The sequence below is a fragment of the Eikenella sp. NML99-0057 genome (assembly GCF_001648535.1).
GTDB lineage: Bacteria > Pseudomonadota > Gammaproteobacteria > Burkholderiales > Neisseriaceae > Eikenella > Eikenella exigua.
This window is the reverse complement of sequence record NZ_LXST01000002.1, coordinates 78,516-91,476: the sequence shown is the minus strand read 5'-3', so window position 1 is coordinate 91,476 and position 12,961 is coordinate 78,516. Positions and strand designations below refer to the sequence as shown.

10 protein-coding genes are annotated in these 12,961 nt (G+C 56.7%); 7 read left to right on the top strand and 3 right to left on the bottom strand.

Annotation, left to right across the window (positions count from 1 at the left end; translation table 11 throughout):
- Positions 1-28: 28 nt before the first annotated feature.
- From A7Q03_RS03895 to A7Q03_RS03885, 3 genes are all read right to left on the bottom strand, one after another.
- On the bottom strand, positions 29-664 hold the full coding sequence (locus A7Q03_RS03895; protein WP_067447520.1) for a DUF4189 domain-containing protein: 636 nt from the start codon (positions 662-664) through the stop codon (positions 29-31).
- A gap of 215 nt (positions 665-879) precedes the next feature.
- The gene (gene cysS / locus A7Q03_RS03890; protein ID WP_067447519.1) at positions 880-2,334 is read right to left on the bottom strand and encodes a cysteine--tRNA ligase; all 1,455 of its coding nucleotides are present in this window, start codon (positions 2,332-2,334) and stop codon (positions 880-882) included.
- 81 nt (positions 2,335-2,415) lie between these two features.
- Positions 2,416-2,922 carry a hypothetical protein gene (locus A7Q03_RS03885; protein ID WP_067447518.1) on the bottom strand — a complete coding sequence of 169 codons (507 nt, stop codon included), beginning with the start codon at positions 2,920-2,922 and terminating at the stop codon, positions 2,416-2,418.
- 230 nt (positions 2,923-3,152) lie between these two features.
- Here A7Q03_RS03885 and A7Q03_RS03880 point away from each other — a divergent pair, with 230 nt between their 5' ends.
- The 7 genes from A7Q03_RS03880 (at position 3,153) to bamA (ending at position 12,960) form a co-directional block, all read left to right on the top strand.
- On the top strand, positions 3,153-3,809 hold the full coding sequence (locus A7Q03_RS03880) for an OmpA family protein (protein WP_067447517.1): 657 nt from the start codon (positions 3,153-3,155) through the stop codon (positions 3,807-3,809).
- A 461-nt stretch (positions 3,810-4,270) separates the two neighbouring features.
- Positions 4,271-5,659: an MATE family efflux transporter gene (locus A7Q03_RS03875; RefSeq protein ID WP_067447516.1), complete on the top strand. Its 1,389-nt coding sequence runs from the start codon at positions 4,271-4,273 to the stop codon at positions 5,657-5,659.
- Entirely contained in the window at positions 5,652-6,677 is a 1,026-nt protein-coding gene (gene murB, locus A7Q03_RS03870) for a UDP-N-acetylmuramate dehydrogenase (protein ID WP_067447514.1), read from the top strand. Before A7Q03_RS03875 ends, murB begins: the two co-directional genes overlap by 8 nt.
- 168 nt (positions 6,678-6,845) lie before the next feature.
- Positions 6,846-7,490: a TetR/AcrR family transcriptional regulator gene (locus A7Q03_RS03865; protein ID WP_067447513.1), complete on the top strand. Its 645-nt coding sequence runs from the start codon at positions 6,846-6,848 to the stop codon at positions 7,488-7,490.
- 309 nt (positions 7,491-7,799) lie between these two features.
- Positions 7,800-8,984: a 1-deoxy-D-xylulose-5-phosphate reductoisomerase gene (gene ispC / locus A7Q03_RS03860; RefSeq protein WP_067447512.1), complete on the top strand. Its 1,185-nt coding sequence runs from the start codon at positions 7,800-7,802 to the stop codon at positions 8,982-8,984.
- Between the two features lie 232 nt (positions 8,985-9,216).
- Complete coding sequence (rseP, locus tag A7Q03_RS03855; protein WP_193563037.1) at positions 9,217-10,560, top strand: RIP metalloprotease RseP; 1,344 nt, start codon at positions 9,217-9,219, stop codon at positions 10,558-10,560.
- 3 nt (positions 10,561-10,563) lie between these two features.
- Positions 10,564-12,960, top strand: coding sequence for an outer membrane protein assembly factor BamA (gene bamA, locus A7Q03_RS03850; protein WP_067447509.1), 2,397 nt, complete (start codon positions 10,564-10,566; stop codon positions 12,958-12,960).
- Position 12,961: the final 1 nt, after the last annotated feature.

Below are 12,961 nucleotides of genomic sequence, written 5' to 3'. Positions count from 1 at the left end.
CTTTTGGTTTGAATAGCTTCTACAGCTTCTAACGTTGGTTGTAGTTGCTGTAGTCGTAGCCGGTACAGAAGGCGGTGCCGTTTTTGGTTCTGCTGGCTGAATACAGGCAGTTACCTTTACCGTGGCGGGCTTCGCAGGCACGAATGGATTTTTCTGCCGCCCTGTTGTGGTCTCGGTCATAACCGAAGAAGAAATCGCTCACAGAGTGGAGTTCGCGACCAGCGGGGAAAGTTAAAACCGCACAGGAGTTGCTGAAAGTAGTCAGTACTTGGCAGTTGCCGCTGCGGCAAAATTTCATGGCATCTTCAATGGCGCGTTGCTCGGTTCTAAACCCGCCTGCATAGGCTATTCTATCTGTGCCGAAATCATTGATGATGGCCATATAAAACGGCGTGCGGCGCAGTTCCGCGATTTCGGCTTGCACCTTTGCCTCGCGCTGCTGCCAGGCGCGTATTTCGGCGGCGGTGGGGCCGCGGTTGATCGGCTGTTGCCGTGTGGCATTGCGCTCGCGTTGTATCCGATCTGCTTCTGACTGCATGATGCCATTAAAGTTGTGCCATTGCTGCGAGCCAACCGGATAGGGGTTGGCATATGCCAAGCCCGCGCCGCCCAATAGCACTGCCGCCAACGCGCCCGCTGCCGTGTTCATCATGGTTTGCTTCATCTTGCCGCTCCTGTTTGGAAAGGGGAATAAGGGTATTGCCGATGATCGGATTGTAACAAAAAACAAGATATTGTAAACATCTATCCCGCTGCTTGAAGGCTACCTGAAAACCATAGGTCGGATTCACGAATCCGACACCCTGCCCAAAGCTACCTGAAAAAAGGCTACCTGAAATTTCAGGTAGCCTTTGTTTGCTTACAGCCAACTCCAACCCGTCAGCCGCGTGTCCAGCTGGTGCCGTCCGCGCCGTCGCGCAGGGTGATGCCTTGCTCGGCGAGCAGGTCGCGGATGCGGTCGGATTCGGCCCAGTTTTTGTCGGCGCGGGCTTGTTTACGCTGGGCGATGAGGGCTTCGATTTCTTCGTTGCTCAAACCGTTTGCGGTCGCGCCGCCTTGCAGGAATTCGGTCGGGTTGCGTTGCAGCAGCCCGATGGTGCCGGCAAGGGCTTTGAGGCAGCCGGAAAGCTCGGCAGACCGGGTTTTGTTGGCTTCGCCGGCCAGCTCGAACAATACGGCCACGGCCTGCACGGTGTCGAAATCGTCGTTCATGGCGGCGAAGAAGCGGCGGGTGTAGTCGTTGGCTTCGGAGGCTACCTGAAGATGGTTTTCACGAGTTTCGGCAGAGCCAAACTCGGCTGCGGGCGGCACGTTGGCCAGGGTGTTGTAGAGGCGGGTGAGGGCGTTTTTGGCGTCGTCTAAATGCGCATCCGAATAATTCAGCGGGCTGCGGTAGTGGGCGCGCAGGATGAAGAAGCGCACGACTTCGGGATCGTATTGCTTCAGCACGTCGCGGATGGTGAAGAAATTGCCCAGAGATTTGGACATTTTTTCTCCGTCTACGCGGATAAAGCCGTTGTGCAGCCAGTATTTAACGTGGCTGGCGATGCTTTGGCCGTGGTGGGTGTGCGCGTGTTCGTGTCCGCAAACATGGCCGCTGGCGCCAACGCTTTGGGCGATTTCGTTTTCATGGTGCGGGAACTGCAAATCCGCGCCGCCGCCGTGGATGTCGAAGGTATCGCCGAACAGCTTGTCGCTCATGGCGGAGCATTCGATGTGCCAGCCCGGGCGGCCGTTGCCCCACGGGCTTTCCCATGCCGGTTCGCCTGCTTTGGCGGCTTTCCACAACACGAAATCGAGCGGGTCGCGTTTGAAACCGTCCACTTCCACGCGCTCGCCGGCGCGCAGGTCGTCCAGCGATTTGCCGGATAATTGGCCGTAAGCAGCAAACTCACGCACGGCATAATAAACGTCGCCGTTGGCGGCGGGGTAGGCCTTGCCGTTGCGAATCAGGGTTTCAATCATGGCAATCATCTGCGGAATATTTTCCGTGGCCTTCGGCTCAACGTCGGGGCGCAGCACGCCCAAGGCGTCGGCATCTTCGCGCATGGCTTGGATAAAGCGGGCGGTGAGCTCGCCGATGGTTTCGCCGTTTTCGGCCGCTCGGGCGATGATTTTGTCGTCGATGTCCGTAATATTGCGCACATAAGTGAGCGGATAGCCGCACTCGCGCAGCCAGCGGGCAATCATGTCGAATACCACCATCACGCGGGCGTGGCCGAGGTGGCAGTAGTCGTACACGGTCATGCCGCAAACGTACATGCGCACGTTTTTCGGGTCGATGGGGGCGAAGGGCTCTTTTTGGCGGGTGAGGGTGTTGTAGATGCTTAGCATAATGGCAATGGATGTGGTTAGTTAAAGATTTAGAGGCTACCTGAAAATAAAACCACAGCGAAGTTTCTGTGCAGCCGAAATTTATTTGCTATCGGCTTCGGCGGGACAACTTGGGCCTTGGAAGGTGTAGCGCTGGTTAACTTGGGTGTTGTGGACGGAATTGCGTTCGGTGTCGGTGGAGTTGATTGAGAAGGCAACGGCAGGGCGGCCTTGCGGGTCTTCTTTCAGCACCATGCTCACGGTATAAGCATCCAAACCTGGCTTGGCTTGGGCGGGGTTGAGCAGGGTGTAAACCCAGCTGTGGCCGGTTTGGCGTTCTTCAAACCGGCCTTGGGGATAGAGGCCGGTGGTGAGCCGACTTATTTGCTCTTGCAGCCAGGCTTGGCTGTCGGCAGGGATACAAACTTTCCGCTCGGCATGGAAGGAGGGTGAACGCGGGAACGGAATAGCATCGGGCTCGTCGGCGGGGCGGTAGTTGCCGCCATCGTTGCCCTGGTATAAATAGAGGCCTGCGGGGAGCTCGGCGTGGGAAAAAGCAGCGGCAACCACGGCGAGCGCGGACAGGAGGAAGCGGGAGAGGCGCGGCATGTTTTCAGGTATCCTATCAGGTTGTTGGGAAGGGCATTGTAGCCGAAAGCCTTGTTTGCAGCCACCTGACGGGCAAATGTAAACAAACATTTGGAAAGTTTTGAAAACGGTAAATGTTGCAGCGGCGGCTTTTGTTTGCGCGGCGGCTCGCCTATAGTAACTGCTGCAAGCAGCATGCTCTATATTAACTTTTTGTTTTCAATGAAATCTACAAAACAAGGGAATCGATTATGATGAAACGTCTAACCGTTTTAACCCTGGCCGCCACCTTTGCCCTGAACGGCTGCGTTACCGACCCGGTTACCGGCCAGCAGACTATTTCCAAAACCGCTCTATTCGGCCTCGGCGGCGCGGCGGCCTGCGGCGCCATCGGGGCACTGACTCACGGTGGCAAAGGCGCGCGCAATGCGGCACTGGGCTGCGGCGTGGTAGGTGCGGGTGTTGGTGCCTATATGGACGTGCAAGAGCGCCGTTTGCGCCAAGAACTAGCTAATACGCCGGTGGAAGTGCAGCGCCAAGGCGACCAAATCAAACTGACTATGCCCAGCGGCGTAACCTTCGCCACCAACAGCGCCAGCCTGAGCCCCGATGCGGTAAATTCGCTCAACACCGTGGCCAATGTGTTGACGCAGTATCCGGAAACCACCATCACTGTGGCCGGCCACACCGACAACACCGGCAACGACCGCATCAACAACCCCTTGTCTGAAAACCGCGCCCGCTCCGTGGCCGGCTACCTCACCGGCCGCGGCGTGGCTGCCAGCCGCATCAGTACCGTGGGCTACGGCTCACGCTCGCCGGTGGCGGACAACTCCACCGAGAGCGGCCGCGCGCAAAACCGCCGCGTGGAAATCTTAATCAACCCAACCACGCAGGCAGGCCAATAGTAAGCGTAATAGCTGAAACAAAGGCACGACGGAAGCAGCTCCAGCGTGCCTTTAGTTTTTTTTGGGGGGGGGACAGCCGCCTTCATCAGGATCAAAGGCAATGCTGCTTTATTCAAATCTTCATCTCTATCTCTGCCGCGACAAAGGCTACCTGAAAACGAAGAATGATGCGCGACACAGTCAAAACCAAAATGTGCCGTTCCACTGGCGTTCTCAGGTGGCTTTTGCACCAGAACCCAGCTGTTTTCATGTTTTTCCGGTTTTGTCTACTCTAAAAACAGCATCCGGGCAGATTTTCCCAAGTAAAATCCGCAACACAGCAGGGAAAAATATTTTCTTCGACAAATCAAGCATACTATTGCAGAATATATTCATAAAACCAGAGCAGAAAGTGTTGCATTGCTACAACTTATGTTGCATTTCTGCTAAAATTACATCTATGTTCCACTCTCGTTTTGATTATGCTGCTCGACCTAAACCGTTATTCCACCGCCGTTTTCCGCAAAGAGTCCTCCAAATTGGGTGCTTTGGCGGTGCCCATGCTGCTGGCGCAGATTGCGCAAGTGGGGCTGGGGTTGGTCGATACCGTGATGGCCGGCGGTGCGGGCAAAACCGATTTGGCCGCCGTGGCACTGGGTAGCAGCGCATTCGTTACTGTTTACATAACCTTCCTCGGCATCATGACCGCGCTCAATCCGATGATTTCCCAAGAACACGGCGCGGGCGAAATCGAGAAAGTGGGTGAGCTGGGCCGGCAGGGCATATTATATGGCCTGATACTGGGCATTGTGGGCATGATTCTGCTGTGGCTGATGATTCAGCCCATCAATGGCTTTTTAGACTTGGATGCCGAAGTGAAACGGCAATTTGCCGTGTATGTGGGCCTTATTGCCCTTTCCATGCCGGCAGCCATGATTCACCGTGCACTGCACGCTTTTGCCTCCAGCTTGGGTAAACCCAAACCAATTATGTGGATGAGCTGGATTAGCCTGTTTTTAAACATCCCGCTCAACCATATCTTCGTTTACGGCGATTTAGGCATGCCTGCCTTGGGCGGCGCGGGCTGCGGCCTGGCCAGTACTTTGGTGTTCTGGTTTAACGCCGCCGCGCTGTGGGCTTATATTGCCAAACAGAAATATTTCCAACGCTTCGGCCTGTTCGCGCGTTTCACCAAGCCCAGCGCCAAGATTTTCCGTCAAATTACCAAGCTGGGTGTGCCGATCGGCTTGTCTTTCTTCCTCGAAGTGAGCCTGTTTACTGTGATGATGCTGCTGATCGCCCAACTGCCGGGCAATGCCGAAGACCACGTGGCCGCACAGCAAGTGGTAAACAGCATCACCAGCCTGATTTATGTGATTCCGCAAGGCATCGGCGCGGCAGTAACCGTGCGCGTGGGCTATGCCATCGGTGCCGACCGCTATTTCCAGGCGCGTTATGCCTCCGGCGTGGCCTTGGCCTGCGGCTCGGCTCTGGCCATTGTCACCGCGGTACTCACTCTACTGTTCCGCTATCCGATTATGCGCGTTTACACGGATGACCAGGCCGTGATCGGGCTCGGCGCCACTATCCTGCTGTTCGCCGCTGCCTTCCAATTAGCCGACGCCATCCAATGTATTGCCTCCTACGCCTTGCGCGGTTATAAGGTAACCAAACTGCCGATGGTGATTCACGGCATCGCCTTCTGGGTGGTCGGCCTCGGGCTGGGCTGCCTGTTGGCCTTCGGTACGCGTATGGGGATTTACGGCTTCTGGGCGGCGCTGGTGCTGTCACTAGGCTGTGCCGCTGCCGCCCTCTTATGGTGTTTGGCGGTAGTAAGCCAAGAAATGCTGGAACATGAAGACGATGAATAGGCTGCAATACGATGCCGATTTAACCGCACTGAACACCTTCGGCCTGCCCGCCCGCGCCGCCGCACTCTACACGCTGGACGCCGCCGAAAGGCTACCTGAGATTTTCCAACTGCCCGAATACCGCCGCGAGCACACCCTGTGGCTGGGCGGCGGCAGCAATATCCTGCTGATGAAAAACTATGGCGGGCTGGTGGTACGCATGGCCAATAAAGGCATTTCCGCGCCAGAGCCGGTCGGCATCGGCAAAATGCGTATTACCGCGCAGGCCGGCGAAAACTGGCACGATTTCGTGCAGCACACCATCACACTAGGCTTGAGCGGGCTGGAAAACCTCAGCCTGATTCCCGGCACAGTGGGCGCCGCGCCGGTGCAGAATATCGGCGCCTACGGCGTGGAAGCCGAAAGCTGTATCGAAACCGTACACGCCTGGGATTTAGACAGCGGCAAACCGGTATCGTTCGGCCATGCCGACTGCCGTTTTGCCTATCGCAACAGCGTGTTCAAACAATCCGGCGGCCGCTTCGTGATTACCGCAGTAACGTTCGTGCTGGATAGCGAATTCAAACCCAAGCTGCACTACGGCGACGTGCAAGCCGAAGCCGAAACCCTGGCTCAAGGCGCGCCGCTCACCGCTGCCATCGTGGCCGAGGCCGTGTGTCGCATCCGCCGCCGCAAGCTGCCCGACCCCGCCGAAACCGGCAGCTGCGGCAGCTTCTATAAAAACCCCATCGTTCCCGCCGAACAAGCCGCCGCGCTGAAGAAGCAGCACCCCGCCCTGCCGGTATACCCCCAGCCTGGCGGTCAGGCCAAACTCGCCGCCGGCTGGCTTATCGACCAATGCGGGCTCAAAGGCCACCGCGAAGGCCATGCCGCCGTACACCAAAAACAAGCCCTGGTGCTGATTAACCTCGGCGGCGCCAGTGCCGAAGACGTACGCCGTTTGTCCGAACACGTGCAAAACAGCGTTTACCAACGCTTCGGCGTGCGGCTGGAGCCCGAGCCGGTGTGGCTGGAATAAGGAAGCTGAAGCATATTTTTCCTACCAAGCGGCGAAGCACAGCCGTATGAAAAATAAGTGCTTTATCTATAAGGCAATACAATCGATAATGTATTAAAATCCCGCTATATCATTTTCAGGTAGCCTCTTGCACAGGCATAATTCACATTGCAGCCAAGGAGATAACCCATGCCCAGGAAGCCCGGCAAACCCAACACCTACAACCGGATCATCGACATCAGCCTCCAGCTGTTCAACGAGGAGGGTGAGCGCAACATCAGCACCAACCACATCTCCCAACGCCTCGGCATCAGCCCCGGCAACCTGTACTATCATTTTCGCAATAAAGACGAAATCATTGTTCAGCTGTTCCAGCGCTACAGCAACAAACTGCTCGACTACATCCGCCAAACCGAGCTGCCCGACAGCATGGCCAAAATGGGGGGATACCTACAGGGTGTGTACGACATCCTGTGGGAATACCGCTTTTTATTCAGCGATGTAAACACCCTGCTCTCCCGCAGCAAGCAGCTTTTGGGCGAACACAACGAATTCACCCATGTGAAAATCTCCCCGCTTTTGGTGAAAATCTTCATCGAACTACGCGACAAAGGCATCATCGAAGCTGACGACGAAGCCCTGCGCGAGCTCGGCCTAAACGTGTGGCTGCTCACCAAATACTGGTTCGACTTCGACAACTCCCAGCACATCGGCTGTTGGGACGAAAACGCCAAGCGGCGCGGCATCTACCAAACCATGAGCCTGATACGCGGCTTTGTGAGCAAAGAGCACTACCCAAACTACTGCGAACTGATGGCGCAATATCGCTCCTAAAGCAGCAAACCAAACGGCAGCCGGAAATCGCCCTTCCGCTGCCGTTGAATATTGCAGACTGGCTTAGCGGCATTTCCCTGCAGCTATCATGTCCAGCAAGCTGAAGCCTTTGCAAAACCCAGCTTGTTTCGCCCAACATTTTCAGGTAGCCTGCCACCCGCATTGAGGCTACCTGAAAAATAAATCTACCTCCTATTCCCTTCTATATACCGTCGATTAAGTTTAAGCAGAATCAGGCAACAAGCCAACGCCATGCTGGTTTAAAATGAATCACTATAAGCAAAAAAAGCTACCTGAAACACACTAACCATGATCCAATCCCTCACCATCCTCGGCAGCACCGGCAGCATCGGCAGCAGCACGCTCGATGTGGTTGCCCGCCACCCCGAACGCTTCCGCATCTTCGCCCTCAGCGGCCACAGCCAAACCGCCAAGCTGGCCGAACAATGCATTGCCTTCCGTCCGCAATACGCCGTAACCGCCAACGAAGCGCAAGCCGCCGAACTGCGCGCGCATCTGTCTGCTGCCGGCTGCCACACCGAAGTGCTGCATGGCGAGCAGGCCTTGTGCGACATTGCCGCCGCGCCGGAAACCGACGGCGTGATGGCCGCTATCGTCGGCGCCGCCGGCCTGCCGCCCACATTGGCCGCCGCCCGCGCCAGCAAAACCATCTACTTGGCCAACAAAGAAACGCTGGTGGTTTCAGGTAGCCTCTTCATGCAAACCGCCGCCCAATCCGGCGCCCGTATCCTGCCGGTGGACAGCGAACACAACGCCATCTACCAAGTGTTGCCACAAGAAAAAGGCTACCTGAAACATAACGGCGTGCAATCCATCATCCTCACCGCTTCTGGCGGCCCCTTCCTGCACACCGATTTAGCCGCCTTCCTTGCCATCACCCCCGAGCAGGCGGTCAAACACCCCAACTGGCAGATGGGGCGCAAAATTTCGGTGGACAGTGCCACCATGATGAACAAAGGCCTGGAGCTGATTGAAGCGCACTGGCTATTCAATTGCCCGCCGGACAAACTGGAAACCGTTATCCATCCGCAAAGCGTGGTACACAGTATGGTGCGCTATGCCGACGGCTCGGTGCTGGCGCAAATGGGCACGCCCGATATGCGCACGCCCATCGCCTACTGCCTCGGCCTGCCCGAACGCATCGCCTCCGGCGTGCCGCCGCTGGATTTCGCCGCCCTCTCCGCGCTCACCTTTGAAATGCCCGACTACCGCCGTTTCCCTTGCCTGGAACTGGCCTATCAGGCCATGCAGGCCGGCGGCGGCGTGCCCTGCGTACTCAATGCCGCCAACGAAATCGCCGTGGCCGCCTTTCTGGCCGGCCGCATCCGCTTCACCGACATCGCACACACGGTGCGGCATTGCTTGGAACAGGATTTTTCAGGTAGCCACCACAGCCTGGAAGGCCTGCTGGATTTAGATGCCGCTGCCCGACGCACTGCAGAAGCGTTTGTGCAGCAAGTGGCACATCGCTGAACATCTTTTTCATGCCAGGCAGTAAGCCGCATGAGTAATGCGGCAAGTCAAGCCAATATGACAGGCCTTAGTTATGGGCGCAGGCTTTGTCGGGAACCTCTGTTTCCATTACAATTACGTTTTTCTTCCTGCAGCCGATTGGCGGCTGAGGCTACCTAAAAATACGGCTTTCTCTCTTTCAGGTAGCCTGCATCCGATTCGCCTGCTTCAAGGAGCTTCTTGTTTGTTTCTTTTGCACACACTCGGCGCGTTTATCGTTGCCATCCTGATTTTGGTCAGCCTGCACGAGCTGGGGCATTTACTGGTGGCGCGCTGGTGCAGCATCAAAGTGCTGCGCTTCTCGGTGGGCTTCGGCAAGCCGTTTTTCAACAAACGCTGGCGCAATATCGAATGGTGCCTGGCGCCGATTCCGCTGGGCGGCTATGTGAAAATGGTCGATACCCGCGAAGGCAACGTGACCGAGGCCGACCTGCCCTACGCCTTCGATAAGCAACACCCGTTCAAACGCATGCTGGTGGTAGCCGCCGGCCCGCTTACCAACCTGGCGCTGGCCGTGCTGCTCTACACCTTCTCCTTCGGCTATTTCGGCGTGCAGGAAGTGCGCCCGATGGTGGGCATGGTGATGCCCGACACACTGGCCGCAAAAGTAGGCTTTCAGCCGGGCGACACCATCACCGCCGTAAACGGCAAGCAGGTGCTCACTTGGGGCGACGCACAATCGGAAATCATCCTGAATTTGGAAGCCAGTAAGGTTCAGGTAGCCGTGCGCGAGGCCAATGGCAGCCAAACCACACGCACCATCGATGCCGCCGGCACGCCGGAAGCGGAAGCCGTGGCCAAACGCGGCGGCTGGTTCGGCATCACCGCCCTACGACTGAACACTACGCTTGCCTCTATCCAGCCCGGCTCCCCCGCCGAACACGCCGGCTTGCGCAAAGGCGACCGCGTGGTGGCCGTGGACGGGCAGATCGTGCATACTTGGCCGGATTTAACCACCACCATCCGCCAACACCCGCAAGACAAACTTGCTATCGATATTTTGCGCGGCAAAAAACCGCTTCAGGTAGCCTTGCGCCCCGACAGCCGTGAAGACCGCAATGGCGAGCGCTACGGCTATGCCGGTTTTGAAGCCGAAGTCGACCAACAATGGATGGTTCGCGCCACCTACCGCTATCAGCCCACCTGGCTGGGCGCAGCCGAAATGGGTATGCAGCGCGTGTCTTCCTACACCGCGCTCACCGGCCGCCTGTTTGCCTGCCTGCTCACCGGCCAGGCTTCCGTAAGCCACATTTCCGGCCCAATTACCATCGCCAGCTATGCCGGCAAAACCGCCTCCGCCGGCATTCAGGATTATTTGGAATTCCTCGCCGTGGTGAGCATCAGCCTGGGGATTTTGAATTTGCTGCCGATTCCTGTTTTAGATGGCGGCCATTTAATGTATTATGCCGCCGAATGGATTCGCGGCAAGCCCGTTAGCACCAATGTACAAATGTGGGGGTTGCGCCTCGGCCTCTCCCTGATGCTGATGCTGATGCTGCTGGCTTTTTTCAACGATATCACCCGCTTATTGGGATAAGGCATGAAACTGAACAAACTTACTTTCTCTTTATTCGCAGCCGGATTGTCTTCTTGGGCGCTGGCCGCCGCACCGTTTACCGTCCAAGATATCCGCATTGAGGGCTTGCAGCGTACCGCCCCCTCCACTGTATTGGGCCACCTGCCGGTTAAAGTGGGCAGCACCTTCACTGATGGCGAAGGCGAACAAATCATCAAAAACCTCTATGCCACCGGCCTGTTCGACGACGTACGCGTGGAAACCATGGGCAACCAAGTATTGCTAACCGTAGTAGAGCGTCCCATCATCAACACGCTCACCGTTACCGGCGGCAAAACCCTGCCCAGCGACGCGATCAAGAAAAATCTCGACAGCTTCGGCCTGGGTCAATCGCAGCCCTTTAACCAAGCAATCCTGAACCAAGCCGTGACCGGCCTGCAGCAGGAATATGCCAACCAAGGCAAACTCTCTGCCACCATCACCCCCGAGATTTCCCGCCTCTCGCGTAACCGTGTGGACATCACGCTGAAAATCGACGAAGGCCCTACCACCCACATCAAAGAAATCGACTTTGAAGGCAACCAGCACTTCTCCAACCGTACTCTGCGCCGTCAAATGCAGATGGATCGCCACGGTATGTTGAGCTGGCTCTCCAAAGACGACCGTTTCTCCGACGAAAAATTCCGTCAAGACCTGCAATCCATCACCGATTTCTATCAAGACGAAGGCTTCTTTGAAGGCCGAGTGCAGGATGCCGATGTGCGCTACAACGCCGACCGTACCGAGCAGACGCTGTGGATTAAAGTACACGAAGGCGAACGTTACCGTTGGGGCAAAGTGCGCATCGAAGGCGACACCCGCGAAGTGCCGCGCGAAGAGTTGGAAGCCCTGCTGAAAATGCGCGAAGGCCGCCGCTACAACCGTTCACAGATGGTAGAAAGCCTGCAAGCTATCCAAGACCGTATGGGTCAGGCTGGTTACGCCCTGGCCCAAGTGGGCGTGCAGCCGCAGCCCGACCAGGCCAACCACACTGTGGATTTCGTTCTAACGGTAAATCCCGGTCGTAAATACTATGTGAATCAAATCCACATTTCCGGCAATAACAAAACCCGTGATGCCGTTATCCGCCGCGAAATGCGCCAAACCGAAGCAGCACCCTACGATTCGGCCAAACTCAACCGCTCCAAAGACCGTATCCAGCTCTTGGGCTATTTCGACGATGTGAAAGTGGAAACCCGCCCGCTGCCCGATACGCCTGACCAAGTGGATGTGGATGTATCCGTGAAAGAACGCTCTACTGGTTCGGTGGAAGTAGCTGCCGGTTGGGTGCAAGACACCGGCTTGGTACTTTCTGCCGGCGTGGCACAAGATAACCTGTTCGGCACGGGCAAATCTGCCAACTTCCGCATTGCACGCGGCAAAACCCAAAATACCGCGTCCCTGTCGTTTACCGATCCCTACTTCACTCCCGACGGTGTGAGCTTGGGCTACGACATCTACTATCGCGGCTACATGCCCTATAAATCCAGCTCCAGCTCCAGCTCCAACAACTACGAAACTACCCGTATCGGCTTAGGTGCGCGTATGGGTGTGCCAGTTACCGAGTATGACCGCGTAAACTTCGGCCTCGCAGTGGAGCACCTGAACGTGAAACTACATGGCGACGTAAATTATCAACCCTACCGCTACCGCCAGTTCCTCCAAGAACATGGTGAGAAAAACTGGATTCTCAAAGGCAATATCGGTTGGGGACGCAACAAAACCGACGATGCCCTGTGGCCAACCCGCGGCTACACCACCAGCGTAAACGCCGATCTCGGCCTGCCTGGCGGTGATTTAAAATACTACATCCTTACCCACGACCAACGCTGGTTCTTCCCCTTAAGTAAGAGTTTCACCCTGATGCTGGGTGGCGAAGTGGGCTATGCCGGCTCCTACGGCGGCACCTCCACTGTACCCTTCTTCAATAACTTCTACGGCGGCGGCCTGGGCTCCGTGCGCGGCTACGAAAGCGGTTCTCTGGGTCCGAAGGTGTACGAAATTTACGGCAACTCTCGCAACATCGTCAATTACGGCGGCACCTATAAAGCCTATGCCTCCGCTGAGCTGCTCTTCCCCTTCCCCGGCGTGAAAGACCAGCGCTCCGTGCGCCTGAGTGTATTTGCCGATGCCGGCAGCGTGTGGGATGGCAAAAACTACAACACCGGTGCCTACAGCTCTACTAACCCCTACGGCACCAACGGCTACTACAGCCAAGACCATCGCTCCACCTTCAGCAACGAATTGCGCTATTCTGTGGGCGCAGCGCTAACTTGGCTTTCGCCACTAGGCCCGATGAAATTCAGTTTCGCCCACCCGATGCGCCGGCGGGATAACGACCAGATCCAACGTTTCCAATTTCAATTAGGCACGACTTTCTAAG